Source organism: Pseudoalteromonas sp. SaAl2, from assembly GCF_052947895.1.
The window spans coordinates 1,553,229-1,570,490 of record NZ_CM129605.1; the positions used below are offsets into that span (position 1 = coordinate 1,553,229).

The 17,262-nt window shown below is 40.6% G+C and carries 17 protein-coding genes and 3 pseudogenes; all 20 read left to right on the top strand.

The features are described from left to right. On the top strand, window positions 1–255 hold the full coding sequence (locus tag ACU8V8_RS07625) for an acyl carrier protein (protein ID WP_087532315.1): 255 nt from the start codon (window positions 1–3) through the stop codon (window positions 253–255). Continuing rightward, the gene (locus tag ACU8V8_RS07630) at window positions 255–821 is read left to right on the top strand and encodes a hypothetical protein (RefSeq protein ID WP_446889351.1); all 567 of its coding nucleotides are present in this window, start codon (window positions 255–257) and stop codon (window positions 819–821) included. The genes ACU8V8_RS07625 and ACU8V8_RS07630 overlap by 1 nt, the downstream gene beginning before the upstream one ends. Continuing rightward, the gene (locus tag ACU8V8_RS07635) at window positions 805–2,145 is read left to right on the top strand and encodes an AMP-binding protein (protein ID WP_446889352.1); all 1,341 of its coding nucleotides are present in this window, start codon (window positions 805–807) and stop codon (window positions 2,143–2,145) included. Before ACU8V8_RS07630 ends, ACU8V8_RS07635 begins: the two co-directional genes overlap by 17 nt. Next, on the top strand, window positions 2,138–2,494 hold the full coding sequence (locus ACU8V8_RS07640; RefSeq protein WP_446889353.1) for an ApeI family dehydratase: 357 nt from the start codon (window positions 2,138–2,140) through the stop codon (window positions 2,492–2,494). Before ACU8V8_RS07635 ends, ACU8V8_RS07640 begins: the two co-directional genes overlap by 8 nt. Window positions 2,495–2,506: 12 nt before the next feature. Continuing rightward, a complete protein-coding gene (locus ACU8V8_RS07645; protein ID WP_446889354.1) occupies window positions 2,507–3,244 on the top strand; it encodes a glycosyltransferase family 2 protein in 738 nt (245 codons plus the stop codon). Window positions 3,245–3,259: 15 nt separating this feature from the next. Continuing rightward, window positions 3,260–4,246: an LpxL/LpxP family acyltransferase gene (locus ACU8V8_RS07650; protein WP_446889355.1), complete on the top strand. Its 987-nt coding sequence runs from the start codon at window positions 3,260–3,262 to the stop codon at window positions 4,244–4,246. Between the two features lie 24 nt (window positions 4,247–4,270). Then, a complete protein-coding gene (locus ACU8V8_RS07655; protein ID WP_446889356.1) occupies window positions 4,271–5,821 on the top strand; it encodes an HAL/PAL/TAL family ammonia-lyase in 1,551 nt (516 codons plus the stop codon). Window positions 5,822–5,835: 14 nt separating this feature from the next. Further along, complete coding sequence (locus tag ACU8V8_RS07660; RefSeq protein ID WP_446889357.1) at window positions 5,836–6,264, top strand: acyl-CoA thioesterase; 429 nt, start codon at window positions 5,836–5,838, stop codon at window positions 6,262–6,264. Next, a complete protein-coding gene (locus tag ACU8V8_RS07665) occupies window positions 6,254–6,838 on the top strand; it encodes an outer membrane lipoprotein carrier protein LolA (RefSeq protein WP_446889358.1) in 585 nt (194 codons plus the stop codon). Before ACU8V8_RS07660 ends, ACU8V8_RS07665 begins: the two co-directional genes overlap by 11 nt. Beyond that, window positions 6,816–9,143 (top strand): MMPL family transporter, encoded by a 2,328-nt coding sequence (locus ACU8V8_RS07670; RefSeq protein WP_446889359.1) that lies wholly within the window; start codon window positions 6,816–6,818, stop codon window positions 9,141–9,143. The genes ACU8V8_RS07665 and ACU8V8_RS07670 overlap by 23 nt, the downstream gene beginning before the upstream one ends. After that, window positions 9,143–10,409: pseudogene (locus ACU8V8_RS07675) on the top strand (NAD(P)/FAD-dependent oxidoreductase). Before ACU8V8_RS07670 ends, ACU8V8_RS07675 begins: the two are co-directional and overlap by 1 nt. A gap of 77 nt (window positions 10,410–10,486) precedes the next feature. Continuing rightward, window positions 10,487–10,975: a DUF3261 domain-containing protein gene (locus ACU8V8_RS07680; protein ID WP_446889360.1), complete on the top strand. Its 489-nt coding sequence runs from the start codon at window positions 10,487–10,489 to the stop codon at window positions 10,973–10,975. A 1-nt stretch (window position 10,976) separates the two neighbouring features. After that, window positions 10,977–11,387 (top strand): hypothetical protein, encoded by a 411-nt coding sequence (locus tag ACU8V8_RS07685; protein ID WP_446889361.1) that lies wholly within the window; start codon window positions 10,977–10,979, stop codon window positions 11,385–11,387. After that, the gene (locus tag ACU8V8_RS07690) at window positions 11,380–12,147 is read left to right on the top strand and encodes a beta-ketoacyl synthase N-terminal-like domain-containing protein (RefSeq protein WP_446889362.1); all 768 of its coding nucleotides are present in this window, start codon (window positions 11,380–11,382) and stop codon (window positions 12,145–12,147) included. The genes ACU8V8_RS07685 and ACU8V8_RS07690 overlap by 8 nt, the downstream gene beginning before the upstream one ends. 3 nt (window positions 12,148–12,150) lie before the next feature. After that, window positions 12,151–12,606 (top strand): ApeP family dehydratase, encoded by a 456-nt coding sequence (locus ACU8V8_RS07695; protein WP_087532138.1) that lies wholly within the window; start codon window positions 12,151–12,153, stop codon window positions 12,604–12,606. Beyond that, window positions 12,606–13,332 (top strand): annotated as a pseudogene (gene fabG, locus ACU8V8_RS07700) (3-oxoacyl-ACP reductase FabG). Before ACU8V8_RS07695 ends, fabG begins: the two are co-directional and overlap by 1 nt. Then, a complete protein-coding gene (locus ACU8V8_RS07705) occupies window positions 13,332–14,561 on the top strand; it encodes a beta-ketoacyl-ACP synthase (protein ID WP_446889363.1) in 1,230 nt (409 codons plus the stop codon). The pseudogene fabG and the gene ACU8V8_RS07705 overlap by 1 nt, the downstream one beginning before the upstream one ends. Beyond that, window positions 14,554–15,366 (top strand): MipA/OmpV family protein, encoded by an 813-nt coding sequence (locus ACU8V8_RS07710; protein ID WP_290208430.1) that lies wholly within the window; start codon window positions 14,554–14,556, stop codon window positions 15,364–15,366. Before ACU8V8_RS07705 ends, ACU8V8_RS07710 begins: the two co-directional genes overlap by 8 nt. Before the next feature lies 1 nt (window position 15,367). Further along, window positions 15,368–15,799, top strand: a complete 432-nt coding sequence (locus ACU8V8_RS07715) for an excinuclease ABC subunit A (protein WP_087532134.1) — start codon at window positions 15,368–15,370, stop codon at window positions 15,797–15,799. Window positions 15,800–15,866: 67 nt separating this feature from the next. Beyond that, a pseudogene (locus tag ACU8V8_RS07720) lies at window positions 15,867–17,169 on the top strand (DEAD/DEAH box helicase). Window positions 17,170–17,262 lie beyond the last annotated feature (93 nt).

Below are 17,262 nucleotides of genomic sequence, written 5' to 3' on the forward strand. Positions count from 1 at the left end.
ATGAATAATGGCGATAAAATTTTTGCAATGCTAAGCGAAATCCTAGAGCAGGATTTTGAGATAGATGCAGAAGATATTACCCGCAGCGCGAATTTATATGAAGACCTTGATTTAGACAGCATTGATGCGGTTGATTTGGTCGTTAAATTACGTGAGCAAACTGGTAAAAAAATCGAGCCAAATGACTTTAAACAAGTTCGTACAGTGCAAGACGTCATTGATGCTGTTGAAAAACTGATGACAGCAGACGCTTAATGAACAAAGCCGTGCTAGTTGGGTTACTTTTTTTATATCCGCTAGCCGTGTATTTTGGCTTGCAGTTTAGCGAGCCTGCGTTAATTGCTGCACTCTTTATTTTAGTCATTTTAGCGCGATACTGGTTAACAAAAAGCAGTATAGTTAATTTTGCACACATGAAAATAATAACTATCAGTGGTATAGCTTTATTAGGTTTTGCGACTTTTGCTAACTCTGAATTGGCACTTAAGTTTTACCCAGTGGTAATAAGTAGCTGCTTTTTAGCTGTATTTGCGTATTCACTTTATAAACCACCTAGTTTTGTTGAAATGATCGCCAGTAAATTTGAAACGCTTGACGAGCACGGCAAGCGTTACACTCGTACCGTAACAAAAATATGGTGTGCATTTTTTATCATTAATGGATTAATTGCGACAGCAACGATTTTTCATCCAGATCCAGTGGTTTGGCTAACCTATAATGGTTTAATTTCCTATTTGTTAATGGGGACATTAATGGCCGTAGAATTTATAATAAGAAAGTTTCAAAAGGCAAAAAATAAATCAAATGAAATGGCCGACTAACAAGACCTACTTTTATTGTCAACATCATGGCTTTGATATTTGGCAACAGCAAGTACATGCTCATGCCAGTCTATTTGCTGCGCGTGATGAACAAACATGGTTATTATTTGATGCTGACAGTTACCAGTTTAGTGTTTTATTTTTTGCATTATTAGCTGCAAACAAGTCCATTGTATTGCCACAAAATGGCCAACCAGAGCAGCTTGCACAGTGCTTAGCGCAAGCTGAGGCGTTCACTGGCGTAGCCGATAACACCTGCGCAGAAGTGGCTTTTAATAAACACATTAGTGTTGAGCATGTCGTAAATACTGCCATTGAGGTTGATGAAAACGCCGCGATCCGATTTTTTACTTCTGGCTCAAGTGGGACGCCAAAAGCAATTGATAAAACCTTTTCCCAGTTATTGATTGAAGTTAAAGAGCTGGAACAACAATTTGCTGAACAAATACAACAAACCATGATGGTTGCGACTGTGTCGCATCAGCATATTTATGGTTTATTGTTTAAGGTTTTGTGGCCGCTGTATACTGGGCGTGATGTCTGTTTTAATAGCTTTGACTACCCAGAGCATTTACTGCACTTTATAAATCAACAAAATGATGTTCATGACTTCGTTGTGATCAGCAGCCCAGCTTATTATCATCGATTAGTACAAGATAATGTGCTTGTGGCTATAAAGCATAAAATACGTGGATTATTCTCATCAGGTGGGCCACTAAAAACCGCCGCGGCAAGACAGTTGGCTTGTCAACTTGGTGATGCGCCAATAGAAGTTTTAGGCAGCACAGAAACCGGTGGCATTGCATGGCGTAAACAAAACGCCCATGATCATTGGCAGGCTTTTTCAGCAATTAAGCTTAAACTCGATGATTGTCAGCGACTTATTATTTCATCTCCTTATGTTGATAATGGGCAGTGGTATCAAACTGATGACCGGGTACAGTTATTGACAAATAACCAGTTTAATTTATTAGGTCGCGCTGACCGCATTGTCAAAATAGAAGAAAAACGTTGTTCACTCGATGAAATAAGCCTCAGAGTAAATCAATCTGATTGGGTTGTAGATAGTTATGTTTTATTACTGCAACATGATTCAAGTACGGGTAAGCGGGATGAAATTGCCGCTGTACTAGTATTAACTGAGGTTGGTGAGCAGGCATTAGAGCAGCTTGGCAAATTTAAGTTTTCTCAAGCATTAAAAACACATTTAAAAGCATTTTTCGAACCCTTAGTGATACCTAGAAAATATCGTTATCTAACTGAGTTACCATATAACTCTCAGGGTAAACTGAATAAAGCGCAGTTGGAGAAGTTGTTTGACTGATTTTGTATATAAACCGGATTGTCAGCTGATTGAGCAAAGTGAAGAACATGTTTTGCTAAAGTTAACAATTCCTGAAAATCTCTATTATTTCCAAGGCCATTTTCCGCAGGCGGCTATTTTACCCGGTGTAGCGCAACTTGACTGGGTGATGCATTATTTAACAAAATTTATGGCGGTCGATTGCACTAAAACGATGTCGATTGATGCCCTGAAGTTTCAAATTATTGTACAGCCTAATTATGAGGTTGATCTGCTTTTAAAAAAAATCAAAGCAAATAAATTTAGCTTTAGCTACAGTTCTACACATGGTCAGCATGCCTCTGGCAAAGTAGTACTTGCAGATGATTAAGGCGAACTGGTCATGAGTAGCCAATACGGGTTTGTGATCCCAAATTACAATCATCATTTAGTTATTCGCGATACCATTGCAGATTTAGTTAGTTTTAATTTACCTATTATTTTGGTTGACGATGGTAGTGATCAACAAACTCAAACAGTGTTAGAGGATGTTGAGCGAGAGTTTGCTCTGGTCACGCTTGTTCGTAGGACGAAAAACGGTGGTAAAGGCGCCGCGGTACAAACAGGGTTAGCCCATGCTCATCAAGCAGGGTGGAGTCATGCGATTCAAGTTGATGCCGATGGTCAGCACGATTTGAATGATGTAGAGCAACTAATCGCCCGTTCTAAGTTTGCTCCTACAGCGTTGATAAGTGGCCAGCCTGTTTACGATGAATCAATATCTAAAGGGCGTTATTACGGTCGCTTTATCACTCATTTTTGGGTCTATATTGAAACGCTTTCTTTCAAAATTAAAGACACTATGTGTGGCTTTCGGGTTTATCCGTTAGCTGCTTATGCGCAGTTAATAAATAACACGCGCTTAGGCAATAAGATGGATTTTGATATAGAGGTCATGGTAAAGCTTTATTGGCAGGGCACACCCGTTGAGTTCATTAAAACTAAAGTATTGTACCCAGAAAATGGTGTATCCCACTTTAATGTATGGGAAGATAACGTTTTGATATCAAAAATGCATACGCGTTTGTTTTTTGGTATGTTGCTGCGTTTACCTCGGCTCATCGCGAATAAATTTAAATAGGAAGTAATAAACACAGTGTCAGATAACAACAAACCACAGCAACCGCACAACGACAGTACTTTTCATTGGTCACAATTAAAAGAGCGTGGCTCGATGTTTGGTATTGAAGTGTTAGTGTTTATTTATAAAGTATTTGGCAAATGGTTATTTAAAGTCGTATTAACGCCAGTGATGTTTTACTTTTATATTACAGGGCGCTTATCACGACATGCGATTTGGCATTACTTAGACAATTTAAACACCAGTATAGGCGAGCAAAAGCGGGTTGGCTTAGCGCGTTTTAAACAAGGTTTTAAATTATATTTTTCATTTGGTATGGCGATACTCGATAAGTTTGATGCATGGCTTGGTAAAGTAAATATTAAAGATATCGAAATAGCGACCCCTGACGGTTATCAAGCGTTAGTGCAAGCCAAAGGGGCGGTCATCTTTAGTGCTCATTTAGGCAATATGGAAATATGCCGTGCAATTTTTAGTATGGGTGATAATAAGCGTCCACTTAATGTGATCACTTATAATGAGCATACCCCGTCATTTAATAATTTCTTAAAGAAAGTAAACCAAGAAGCGGCCATTAATTTTATTCATATTAATAACTTCGGTCCTGATGACACGATTAAACTAAAACAAAAAATTGATGATGGTGAAGCGGTGGTCATCTTTGCTGATAGAACCTCGGTCAATAACCCAACAAGTGTGCATCAAGCACCGTTTTTAGGGGAAGAGGCGCCTTTTGCTGTTGGTCCATTCGCGCTGGCAAACATCATGGAATGCCCTGTATTTTTAATGTTTTGCATTAATGAACACGGCCGCTATAGAACCTATATTGAGAAGTTTGCCGATCCCATTAAAGTAAAACGCAAAGAGCGCCAAGCGCATTTTCAAGCAATGGCAACTAAGTTTGCTGAGCGTCTTGAGTTTTATTGTAAAAAAGCGCCTTATCAATGGTACAATTTTTTTAATTTCTGGCAAAAAAGCCAGCGACAAAGATTCAAAGCCTAGCTAAATACCTGGAGACAGTAGTAAATGGAAAACAATAAATCAACACACCTTTTATTTGGCGCAGGCCGTTTAACGATTGAAGACATTATTAGTGTTGTAAAAGAAGACCGCAGCGTAGCGCTATCTGGTGATAGCCAGTTTGCTGAAAAAATTGATTCAGCCGTCGCCTTTTTAGATAAGCTTTTAGCTGAAGAAGGCCATATCTATGGTGTAACTACTGGCTATGGTGACTCGTGTACGGTAGAAATTCCGTTAGCATTAGTAAATGAGTTACCTATGCACCTTACGCGCTTCCACGGTTGTGGCTTGGGGGATTTTTTTACGCCTGAACAAGGTAAATTGATTTTAGCTAGCCGTTTAGCATCATTATCACAAGGCTATTCAGGTGTTAGCTGGGATTTACTAAAACTACTCGTAGAAATGATCAACCGCGATATTATTCCTGTTATCCCACAAGAAGGTTCAGTGGGTGCAAGTGGAGACTTAACGCCGCTTTCATATGTGGCAGGAAGTTTAATTGGTGAGCGCGACACCTATTATAAAGATCAAGTTGTAAACTCATTAGCGGCCTTTAAAGAAGAAGGTCTCGAGCCTATTACCTTACGCCCGAAAGAAGGCTTAGCAATAATGAACGGCACAGCGGTGATGACAGCGCTTGCGTGTCAGGCTTATGATCGCAGTGAATACGCAAGCCGTTTGATGACGCGAATTACTGCTCTTGCAAGTATTGCACTAAAGGGTAATAGCAATCACTTTGATGATATTTTATTCAGTGTTAAACCGCATCCAGGGCAGCAAAATGTGGCAAAGCGCATTCAAACTGATTTAAATCATGTTGAACATCCGCGTAATTCACATCGTCTACAAGATCGTTATTCAATCCGTTGTGCACCTCATGTTATTGGTGTGTTAGAAGACAGCCTACCGTGGCTGAGAAACATGATTGAAAATGAACTTAATAGTGCCAATGATAATCCGATTATTGATGGTGTCGGTGAGCATGTGCTACATGGTGGTCACTTTTATGGCGGCCATATCGCCATGGCAATGGATTCAATGAAAAATTGCGTGGCTAACTTAGCAGACTTGGCAGATCGCCAAATCGCCACTCTAGTTGATGTGAAAATGAACCACGGTTTACCGTCTAACTTAAGCGCGGCTTCAAGTGAGCGTCGTTTTATAAACCATGGCTTTAAAGCAATTCAAATTGGCTGCTCTGCTTGGACTGCTGAGGCGTTAAAGTTAACCATGCCAGCCAGTGTATTTTCTCGTTCAACAGAGTGCCATAATCAAGATAAAGTGAGTATGGGAACCATAGCTGCGCGTGATTGCTTACGTATTTTACAACTGACTGAGCAAGTTTTAGCTGCGACTTTACTTGCAGCAGTACAAGGTGTGCGCATCCGTATTTTAAATAATGAAATAGATGCAAATTCACTGAATCCAGAGATCACCGCCATGATTGATGACGTTGCCAGCTTCTTTGAGCTATTAGAAGAAGATCGCCCAACCGATAAATTATTACGCCAAACCATCGAGTATATTCAAACTCAACGTTGGTCGCTTTATCAATAACGCTAAGGGCTAAAATGAAAAAATCCAACGCTATTGTAACCGCTTATGTTGATATGGTGGTGCCATTTTACGATGTCGATCCAATGCGAATTGTGTGGCACGGTAACTATGTAAAATACATAGAAGATGCACGATGCGCATTGCTTGACAAAATTGGCTATAATTACAATGCGATGGAACGCTCAGGCTATATGTGGCCGATTGTTGATATGCGGTTAAAGTATGTTGCATCGGCTGTGTTTGGTTCGAAAATACGTATTCATGCGAGTTTGGTTGAGTTCGAAACACGGATCAAAATTGACTATAAAATTGAATGTTTAGACAGCCAGAAGGTGTTGACTAAAGCCTATACCATTCAAGTTGCCTTAGATTTACAAAATCAAGAATTACAATTTGAATCTCCTGCTGTATTTACCGATAAAGTACGTGCATATGTTGAATAAATTTAGCCATACATTATGGCTTGTAGCCATGTTGCTCGTTTGTGTGGCGACGAATTGTTTTGCGCAAACTGATTTTAGTGGGTTTGAAATTAAACAAGGAAAAGGGGAGTTTAGCCAAGCAAAGCAGTTTAGCTTTTTAAAGCGAGCTATTAAATCACAAGGTGAATTTGTTATTTTTCAGCAACAAGTTTATTGGCATACGCTTTTGCCGGTGAAAAGTGAGCTCCTGGTTTTAGCTGATGGCATTTATCGACGTAATGATGCTGAGCAAGATTACCAAGTATTGACTCAAGATAAGCAAATAAACCAGTTATTAGCCAAGTTATTAAGTGGCCAAATTCAGAATTCCGATTGGCAAGTAACTGCTATTGAGCAAACCGGCTGTTATCAATTAGTACCAACTTTAGTGCAAGTTTCACAGATGTTTAAGCAAGTTAAACTGTGCCGAAATGGTGATAGCCAACGTGAGATAGTGATAACCGATCAACAAAATAATAATACCCACATTACGATGAAAATAATCACTAAGGAGCTTAGTCAAGGTGACATGGATGCCGTTAAGCTCACGCAGTAAGCTCGTTGTATGGTGCATACAGTTTGCCGTTTTATTAGCGGGATTGAGTTATTTATGGCTATTTAAGTCATTTACGATTGTTGCTGATCTCAATCAAATATTTAGCGTAGAACAAGATCCAGAAATACAACTCGTTAGTGACCAATTAGAACAACAGCAATTACGCCAGCATCTTTTATTAGTGGGCCATCAAGATAAAGCCACGGCAATTAAATATGCCCAGAGAGCGGCTAAGTCATTAAATGAAATTACGGGTATTGCTGTTAAAGTAAAGTTTGATACTTTACCCGAACTTGACTCAATAGTACGTGATTACCTTAATTATCCGTATGCTTTTATCAGTGAGCAATATAGATACTTGTTGCAAGCAAACGATAGTCAACGCTTATTCAATTACCAATTTAACCTCCTTAATGACGTGGCGTCGCCTTGGGTTGCAGCAACTTTGCAAAGCGACAAAACTTTAGCTTTAGCCGACTTTTTTAATCAACAACGCTTACCTTCAGCAAAACTTAAAAATCATGATGGCTTTTTGATTGCGACTAAAAACGAGCCTGTAGGACAGGCTCGCTATTATGTGCTGGTAAACTTTATGAGTAATGGTACGGGGTTGGATTTAAATGTCGCGAAAAAGATTGCAGCAAACGTCGCTTCTCTTAAACAACAGGCATTAACACAAGATATAGGTGTGGATTATTTGGCCACAGGGGCTGCTTTTTTTACCGCGAGCGCAAGCTCAAGTGCACAAAATGAAATGACACTGTTTGGCGCCATTTCAGTATTTGCAACCTTGTTATTGATCATGGTTATCTACCGAAGTGTATTGAGTGTGTTTTGCACGTTATTCGTTGTTTCAGTCAGTATGATTTATGGCTACACTGCACTGCGTTTATTGTTTACTGAGGTTAATGTTTTAACACTCGTATTTGCAGTGACCTTAATTGGGATTGCAGCCGATTATAGTTTTCATGCTCTGAGTGAATTACGTTTTTCTAAACCAAAAGTAGCAAACCCACTGCATACTATTCGTAGCTCATTGTTATTAAGCTTTCTAACAACGACTGCCGGATATTTAATACTGGTGTTTACGCCATTAATATTATTTAAACAAATTGCAGTCTTCACCATGGCAGGGCTGTTGGGGGCTTTATTGTGTGTATTGCTACTCTATCCAAGCTTAGTGGTATTAAAAGCTAAAAGCGCTATGCAGGTACCGAACTTTATTTCAGGGTTGCATAACCTACAGCAAGTTTGGCTAAATAATAAGTTGGCAATGTGTTGGCAATTGCTGTTTATCATTGTCGGGTTATTTGGCTTAACGTTTTTAGATAATGATGATGATCCACGACATTTCTACAAAGTTCCCGATGATTTAATTACTCAGCAACAAACAATCAGCGATTTATTAGCAGCGCAATGGGACAGTTCATATCTGTTGATCGCCGGTGACAACGAGCAGCAGGTGCTGAGGCAGATGGAGCAACTGTTACCAAAGCTTGAGCAATTGCAAGCAGACAAAGAGATTGCAGCGTATTCCAGTATCAGCCAATGGCTGCCGTCAATATCAATGCAAAAGAGTAATCAACAATTGCTAAGTGGTGCAGTCAATCGCGGGTATTTTACACAGTTAAACTCAGTGCTTGGCTTTAACGCAATAGCTAGGCCGTTAGATGACTACCAACAACTTGACTTTGCTACATGGCAAAACACTAAAGTAGCGCCTTTGTTTACTAACCAATGGTTGCAAATTGAGAATCGTTTTTACAGTGTGATTAAGCTAAAAAGTCTACAAAACACAAGCTCGGTTAAAAGCTTAGCTAACACTTATACGGATGTCTTTTTTATTGATAAAGTAGCCGGTATTAGCGAGCAAATAGGGCAATTTAGACTGCAATTGATTTTTATCTATGCCTTAGCTTTGACTATGGCTATGGCAATATTTTGGTTGCGCTATGGCTTGTTAAATGCCTTTGTTGCAGTGACTCGTCCGCTCATTGCAGTTCTAGTTGCACTTATTTTAAGTACATGGTTTTATGGCAGCTTAACGGTTTTTAATTATGTAGCCGGGATACTTATTTTAGCCCTTGGTCTAGACTATTGTATTTTTTATGCGGAGCATGGTTTGTGTAAAAAAATTACGCTGACAACCTGTGTATCAGCGTTGAGCTCATTGTTTGTGTTTGCAATATTAATTGTTAGCTCAACACCTGCGGTAAGCCAATTTGGTTTCACTGTATTTATCGGTGTGGTGGTGGTGTTTTTAATTTCACCGCGCCTTGCTTTAGTATCGAAAAGGAACATTTAATGACATCAACTGATTTTGATGTATCTATCATAGGTGCTGGCCCGTCAGGAACAGTTGCGGCTTGTTTGTTAATGCAGCATGGTTTAACTGTGTGTATTATTGAGCGCGATGAGTTTCCACGCTTTTCAATTGGTGAAAGCTTATTACCTCAATCAATGGATTATCTTAAGCAAGCAAATATGCTTGAAGCTTTAATCGACAATGCGGATGAACTTGGTTTTCAATTCAAAAACGGTGCTGCTTTTTATCGTAGTGGTCACCATACTTACTTCAATTTTGAAGAAAAGTTCAGTGAAGGTCCTGGTACAACTTATCAGGTAAAACGTGCAGAATTTGATAATTTGTTAGCTGAAGAAGCGCAAAAACAGGGAGCAACTATTTGCTTTTCACATCAAGTGACCGGCTTTAGTACTGAACACAATATAACTTCATTAGATGTTATTGATTTAAAAACGCAACAAGAAAAAACAATAACGGCAAGATTTACGCTAGACGGTAGTGGCTTTGGTCGTGTACTACCGCGTTTACTTGATTTAGAAGAGCCAAGTGAATTGACTCCTCGTAAGGCCGTATTTACCCATTTCAAAGATAATATTGATAACAGCCAGTTTGATCGTAATAAGATACTAATCACCGTACACCCTACAATTCCTGATATTTGGTACTGGGCGATCCCTTTTAGCGATAGCACAATTAGTGTGGGTGTCGTAGGTGAAACAGCACAAATCGAAAGGGCAGATAAAACACTTGAACAAACACTTTTAGACTTTATTCATGCAGATGACAACCTGAGCACATTACTTGCTGATGCCCAAATTATTGCGCCTGTACGCACAATAGGTGGCTATTCAGCGAATGTAAAAGCATTACACGGTGATAAGTTCGCCTTACTGGGTAATGCTGGTGAATTTTTAGACCCGGTATTTTCATCTGGCGTCACAATTGCGTTAAAATCTGCAGTTCAAGCGACTGAATTGGTGGTGAAACAGCTTCAAGGTGAAGCAATTGATTGGCAAACTCAGTACGAAGAGCCGCTGCGAGAAGGGGATTGAAGTCTTTAAATACTTTGTTAATTCTTGGTATGACACGAGCTTACAGTCGGTGATCTTTTTTGCTGATGGTCAACCAGATGTAAAAGCCATGGTCTGTTCAATTTTAGCAGGGTACGCCTGGGATAAAAGCAACCCATTTGTTAAAAATACTAAACGTGGATTAAAGATTTTAGAACAAATCTGCGAGCCAGATAACAATGATAGTGTTGCTTAACTGTGTTGTTGATGTTGCGATTATTTAGACGAACGCTGTTGCCATTATGTGTGCTATTTATAGTTGGGTGCCAACAAATGGCCGCCAATCCTGTGGCAACGCCAATGTTTAATTTCATGCCTGTACCCACACAGCTGAATGAACAAGGCTGGCTCGAAAGATTTCAATTTTCAGGTATTGTTGATGAATCAATGTTGGTATCAACTGAGTTTACAACATCATCAATTAAAGTTGTTGCCCTTACTTTTGATGGGGTGCCGTTAACACAGCTGCAATTTGATACACAAACACATGAACTAACCACTTCGAATACATTAGCGGTAGAGCTTGATGGCAAAAAAATTATTTACGATATGCAAAGCGCATTTTGGCCGTTGGCGATGCTTGAGCGAAACATGCGCGATGATAATCAGGTGATTGAACCTGATAACACGTTAATGCGAACCCGACAGTTTTATCGCAACGACACCTTAGTTCGAGAAATCACGTATAATGGTGCTATTACTCTACTGACAGAGTATGAGCAAAACTACCGCTTAAAAATAGAACGATTAGAAGAATATTAATATGCAACAACCGCTATTTATTAGCCACTATGCCATGGTTAACCCATTAGGGTGTGACAATAAAACAATTAAACATAACTTGTTAGCAGGTAATCAAGACGGCATTATTGTTAATAATGAACTACTTAATGAAGGGCCAATTCATGTTGGCGCGGTGCAAGCAGCGTTACCGTCATTAGCCCAATACCCTCGTGAGTTTCATACCCGCAATAACCAATTAGCTGCTTTAGCACTCGAGCAACTTATTCCCCCAGTAAGCGAATTAAAACAGCAATATGGTGAACATCGAATTGCGGTTATTGTCGGGACGAGTACTTCAGGGATCGCGCAAGGTGAACAAGCCATGGTGCAACAGCTAGCGCAAGGGGGAGTTTGGGGAAAATTATCATTATCAGCAGCAAGAGATGGATAATTTATCTCAGTTTATTAGTTTGTATCTAGGAGTGAAAGGGCCGGCGATGACCTTATCAACCGCTTGCTCTTCGAGCGCCAAAGCATTTGCTACAGCGCAAGAATTAATTGCTGCCGATCTTGCTGATGTTGCAATTGTTGGTGGTGTAGATAGTTTGTGCGGTATGACAGTCAATGGGTTTACTGCTTTGGCTTCAACCTCTGCTGGTATAAGCAATCCTTCAAGTAAAAACCGTGATGGTATCAATTTAGGTGAAGCCGCGGCATTATGCATAGTTGAAAAACAAGGTACAATTAAATTGCTCGGCGTGGGAGAATCTAGCGATGCGCATCATATGTCTGCCCCGCACCCACAAGGCGAAGGTGCAGTGGCGGCTATGCGAGCTGCGTTGTCTCGAGCTGGCTATCAACCAAGTGACGTTGATTATGTTAATTTGCATGGTACTGCAACCCCCAAAAATGATGAGATGGAAGCCATTGCAGTGGCTGAAGTGTTTGGTACTGACACACCCTGTAGTTCTTCTAAAGGCATGATAGGGCATACCTTAGGTGCAGCAGGCGCAACTGAAATCGGCTTGTGTTGGTTGTTACTTGGTGACGATGAGTTTGCCCCACATATTTGGGATGGCGAAGCGGACCCAGCCTTGCCAACTATCAACCTCGTACCAGTAGGGGCGAAGAGCGAAACAAAAATTAAAACATGCCTGTCAAACTCATTTGCTTTTGGCGGCAATAACGTCAGTGTATTAATCGGATTATAAGAGATGCCTGTGCACCCAATTGAAACTATTTTACCTCATACTGCGCCCATGATTTTGATCGATAGCTTAGATAGTTACGATGAAAATACTGGAATTTGCTCAGTCACTATTACACCACATAGCAACTTTTATGATGCCGATAGCCAAAGCGTCGCCAGCCATGTCGGCATTGAGTATATGGCGCAAGCAATCGCTGCTTACGCCAACGCTAACCAAGTTGATAATGGCGCAAAAGTAGAAATTGGTTTTTTAGTGAGTAGTCGTAAATATAAAATGCACTGTAATCGTTTTGCTTTAAATAGCACATTAACGATCAAAGTAGAAAAACTATACAGCGAAGCAAACGGATTAAGTGCTTTCGAATGTAGTATTAAACAAGCGGATACCCTGTTAGTAGAAGCAAAAATTAATGTATTTCAACCTGAAAACCCAGAACAATTTTTAGCGGAGCAAATGTAATGTCAAGACGAGTATTAGTGACCGGTTCAAGTAAAGGAATTGGTAAGGCAGTTGCTCTACAATTAGCTAAAGATGGGTTTAATATTAGCCTGCATTGCCGCTCAGGTCTAGAAGCGGCAGAGCAAGTTAAAGCTGAAATAGCTGCGTTGGGTGTAGATGTTGATATCTTGCAGTTTGATGTAGCAGACAGGGCCTCAGCAAAAGCAATTTTAGAGCAGTACGTTGAAACCCATGGTGCATTTTATGGCGTTGTTTGTAATGCAGGGATCACCGCAGACACTGCATTTCCAGCAATGACAGATGAAGAGTGGGATAGTGTAGTGCACACCAATCTAGATGGTTTTTATAATGTGTTACACCCTCTTGTTATGCCGATGGTCAGAAACGCGAAAGGGTGGACGTATTGTTGCTATGTCGTCAGTGTCTGGTGTGGCAGGCAATCGTGGTCAGGTCAATTACAGTGCCTCAAAAGCGGGCGTCATAGGCGCATCTAAAGCACTTGCGGTTGAGCTTGCAAAGCGAAAAATTACCGTTAATTGTGTTGCACCTGGTTTGATTGATACCGGAATGACCGACGATCTACCGATTGCAGAAATGACAAAAATGATCCCCGCCAATCGCATGGGTAATCCAGAGGAAGTGGCTGCGGCGGTGTCGTTTTTAATGTCTGACGGGGCCAGTTACATCACCCGCCAAGTTCTTCAAGTAAATGGTGGTATGGCGTAATGAAACGAGTAGTTGTTACTGGAATGTCATCTATCACCGCTTTGGGCGATAACTGGAGTGATTTTAAAAGCGCATTGGTCGCAGGTAAAAATGCAGTCAAACGAATGAAGGAATGGGAGTATATTGATGGCTTAAATACCAACCTTGCAGCCCCAATAGAAAACTTTAGCCGTCCTGCTCATTACTCACGTAAAAAAGTGCGTTCAATGGGGCGTGTGTCTTTAATGTCGACCTTAGCCACTGAACGTGCTCTTGAGCAAGCTCAGCTTCTTGATCATCCTGCATTAACCGATGGTTCGACTGGAGTGTCTTATGGCTCGTCAATTGGCTCTACGGCACCGCTGGTATCATTTGGCCGTATGATGGACACAGGCTCAATGAATGGAGTAACAGCCACCAGCTATATTCAAATGATGGCGCACACAGCCCCGGTTAATGTTGGCGTGTTTTTTGGTATTAAAGGGCGAGTGATTACAACAAGCTCGGCCTGTACATCCGGCTCTCAAGGTATTGGTTACGCATTTGAAGCGATAAAGTTTGGCCGACAAAAACTCATGGTTGCAGGCGGTGCAGAAGAGCTGTGTGTTACAGAAGCCGCAGTGTTTGATACTTTATATGCAACAAGTACCCAAAATGATAGCCCTGAATTGACACCCAGGCCGTTTGATAAAAGGCGTGACGGGTTGGTAATTGGTGAGGGGGCATCTACTTTAATTTTAGAAGAATATGAGCATGCTAAAGCCCGAGGGGCAACTATATTAGCCGAAATAGTTGGCTTTGGTTGTAACTCTGATGGTCAACACGTTACGCAACCAACATCGGGCACAATGCAAATTGCGATTGAGATGGCGTTGCAAGATGCCAATTTATCTGCCGATCAAATTGGTTATGTTAACGCGCATGGCACATCAACGGACCGAGGTGACATTGCTGAAAGTCAAGCCACCTTTAATGCCTTAGGCGCTAAACCTATCAGTTCATTAAAGAGCTATCTTGGTCATACTCTAGGTGCGTGTGGTGCGATAGAGGCGTGGGCAAGTATTAATATGATGACTGATAACTGGTTTGCCCCAACAATTAATTTAACCGAAGTGGACGATGAATGTGCAGCTTTGGATTACATCACAGAGTGTGGTCGAGAAATCAACACTGACTATGTAATGAGCAATAACTTTGCGTTTGGCGGCATCAATACTTCATTAATATTTAAGCGCTTCAAAAGTGAATAATATATCGTGGTTGTTGATTTCGCTGTGTTTATACAGTTCGGTGAGTGTGGCTGCTGCTAAACTGGAAATTGGTGGCGGCGCCTTTATGGCTGATATTCCTCATTACTTAGGCTCTGATCAAAGTGAACAATACATAATGCCAGTGCCTTATGTTCGTTATCAAAGTGATGAGTTAGATGTGGACCGTAACAGCTTTACTGGTTACTTATGGCATTTTGATAATGTACACCTAGATATATCTGCGGGTGTGAGCCTTGCTGTAGACAGTGAAGACAATCAAGCACGTGAAGGCATGGATGATTTAGATTGGGTATTTGAACTTGGACCTTCGTTAAATTATTACTTTAAAGGTGATCCCCAAGCGGCAGAGCAATTTTATATTGGCTTATTTACCCGTAAAGCTATGGCAACTGATTTTAGCTCAGTGACTAACGTCGGTTGGCGTTATGGCCCGAGTGTTTATTATGAGAGCCCTGTGCTTATTACGCCAACGTATGAAATTACTACCAGTATACGAGCAAATGCTAATTTTGCCGATGACCGTTACTTAAATTATTATTATGGTATATCTGCATTAGATACACATAATGCACGTTCTGAGTTTAACAGTCAGTCGGGCTATTCTGGCGCTGATATGTCGTTGGGGCTTAATTTTGATAGTAAAAAATATTGGCTAGGTGGTTTTATTAAATATCACCATCTAGCTCAAAGTAAACAGCAACGTAGTCCCTTAGTGAAACAAGATAGTAGTATCTCGTTTGGTTTTGGAGTTGCATGGAAGTTCTATACCAAAGAAGGAATATAAAATGAAATTAATGACAAGCTTATTATTAGCTACATCAATGCTAACAGTCACTGCGGTTGAAGCACGTGACGATATAGGTAAATATCCTATTCAGTCACTGTTAGAAACGAGCAAAGCCAAAAGTGCGCTATTAGATGTGCCTCTTTACTTTGCTGATCAAAGTTATGGTAGCGAGAGTAGTAAATACGGCGAAGTGATCACGAATAAAAAAACCAATGCATTTAATAAAAGTGACCAGGAGGCGTGTGAGTGGGTTATGCTCAGTGCTTTAAAAGCGTTGCAAGAGCGCGCAGTTAAAGAAGGAATGAACGCCGTTGTTAATATTCAGTCTTATTATAAAAAACGTGAATTTGTTAGTAGCACTGAATATGAGTGTGGCGCAGGTACAATCATGGCCGGCGTTGCATTAAAAGGCACTTTAGTTAAGTTATAACTAACTGTTGCCACAGAATTGCTGTATAATTTGCGACCCTTGATAATGTGGCCGTAGGTTATACAGCATGAATTTTAAATCTTTTAGTTTTGCCCCTGAGCTTATTCAGGCGTTAGACGAACTTAACTATCACACCCTCACGCCCATTCAACGTGGCGCTATTCCTGCAGTACGTAAAGGTAAAGATGTTTTAGCCAGTGCTCAAACGGGCACAGGTAAAACAGCTGCATTTTCATTGCCTATTATACAAAAAACTATCTGAAGTTGAGCATACAGCGACAAACGCTCCACGTGCATTGGTACTTGCTCCTACACGTGAACTTGCGGAACAAATCGCGAACAATATTAAAGATTTTGCTAAATACACTTCACTTAAAACAGTGTGCTTATTTGGTGGCGTTAACATTGCGGGTCAAGCCAATGGCTTAAAAGAAGGGGCTGATATCGTTGTTGCAACGCCAGGGCGTTTACTTGATCATATTCGTCTTGGTAATTTAAGCCTCGCGCAGGTCAATCATTTAGTGCTTGATGAAGCCGATCGTATGCTAGATATGGGATTTATTACTGATATGCAAACAGTGATAAATGGATGTGCTGAAGAACGCCAAATTTTACTGTTTTCAGCAACGTTCCCTTCGGCAATTAAACAATTTGCCAGTAAAGTATTAAAGCAAGCTGAAATTATTAGAGTTGATCAAACTAACAGCACCGCTGCGACCGTTCACCACGTGGTTTACCCTGTGGAAGAGCGCCGTAAACAAGAGCTATTATCTGAGCTTATAGGCAAGAAAAATTGGCAGCAAGTGCTGGTGTTTGTAAACATGAAAGACACGGCAGATAAATTAGTTAAAGAATTAAACCTTGATGGTATTCCTGCAGCTGTGTGTCACGGTGACAAAACCCAAGGAAATCGTCGGCGTGCATTAAGAGACTTTAAAGAAGGTAAGGTTCGTGTATTAGTGGCAACTGAAGTTGCTGCGCGAGGTATTGATATTGATGGCTTGCCTCGTGTTATTAATATTGACTTACCGTGGCTTGCTGAAGATTACGTTCATCGTATTGGCCGCACAGGGCGCGCTGGTAATCAAGGCCAAGCAATTTCATTTGTAAGCCGTGAAGAAGAAAACATGCTTTTTGAAATTGAAACGTTAATTGGCCAAAAAATTAAGCGTGAATATCTAGCAGGTTATGAAGTGAGTAACCGCGAAGTTTTAATTGATAAAATTGGCAAGAAGCCTTCACACCTTCGTCGTAGTCGTGTAAATAAACCTTCAGGACAAGCAACCGGTGAAGCAAGAGCTAAAAATCGCTCACGTATATCAGGTGTACGAAAGTCACTTAAAGGCGAAAAGCTTTCTTTAAAGAAATAGCCGAATAAGTTAATGTTAGCCTGCTCAAAAGCCTGAATTTATTTCAGGCTTTTTTGTTTCCAAAGCAAAACTGAAAAAGAGGGTACGAGTATG

Excerpts from the sequence above, each read along its gene's own strand:
- ACU8V8_RS07625 (WP_087532315.1), top strand. The coding sequence starts at position 1 with ATGAATAATGGCGATAAAATTTTTGCAATGCTAAGCGAAATCCTAGAG.
- ACU8V8_RS07630 (WP_446889351.1), top strand. The coding sequence starts at position 255 with ATGAACAAAGCCGTGCTAGTTGGGTTACTTTTTTTATATCCGCTAGCC.
- ACU8V8_RS07635 (WP_446889352.1), top strand. The coding sequence starts at position 805 with ATGAAATGGCCGACTAACAAGACCTACTTTTATTGTCAACATCATGGC.
- ACU8V8_RS07645 (WP_446889354.1), top strand. The coding sequence starts at position 2,507 with ATGAGTAGCCAATACGGGTTTGTGATCCCAAATTACAATCATCATTTA.
- ACU8V8_RS07655 (WP_446889356.1), top strand. The coding sequence starts at position 4,271 with ATGGAAAACAATAAATCAACACACCTTTTATTTGGCGCAGGCCGTTTA.
- ACU8V8_RS07660 (WP_446889357.1), top strand. The coding sequence starts at position 5,836 with ATGAAAAAATCCAACGCTATTGTAACCGCTTATGTTGATATGGTGGTG.
- ACU8V8_RS07665 (WP_446889358.1), top strand. The coding sequence starts at position 6,254 with ATGTTGAATAAATTTAGCCATACATTATGGCTTGTAGCCATGTTGCTC.
- ACU8V8_RS07670 (WP_446889359.1), top strand. The coding sequence starts at position 6,816 with ATGCCGTTAAGCTCACGCAGTAAGCTCGTTGTATGGTGCATACAGTTT.
- ACU8V8_RS07680 (WP_446889360.1), top strand. The coding sequence starts at position 10,487 with ATGGCCGCCAATCCTGTGGCAACGCCAATGTTTAATTTCATGCCTGTA.
- ACU8V8_RS07685 (WP_446889361.1), top strand. The coding sequence starts at position 10,977 with ATGCAACAACCGCTATTTATTAGCCACTATGCCATGGTTAACCCATTA.
- ACU8V8_RS07690 (WP_446889362.1), top strand. The coding sequence starts at position 11,380 with ATGGATAATTTATCTCAGTTTATTAGTTTGTATCTAGGAGTGAAAGGG.
- ACU8V8_RS07695 (WP_087532138.1), top strand. The coding sequence starts at position 12,151 with ATGCCTGTGCACCCAATTGAAACTATTTTACCTCATACTGCGCCCATG.
- ACU8V8_RS07705 (WP_446889363.1), top strand. The coding sequence starts at position 13,332 with ATGAAACGAGTAGTTGTTACTGGAATGTCATCTATCACCGCTTTGGGC.
- ACU8V8_RS07715 (WP_087532134.1), top strand. The coding sequence starts at position 15,368 with ATGAAATTAATGACAAGCTTATTATTAGCTACATCAATGCTAACAGTC.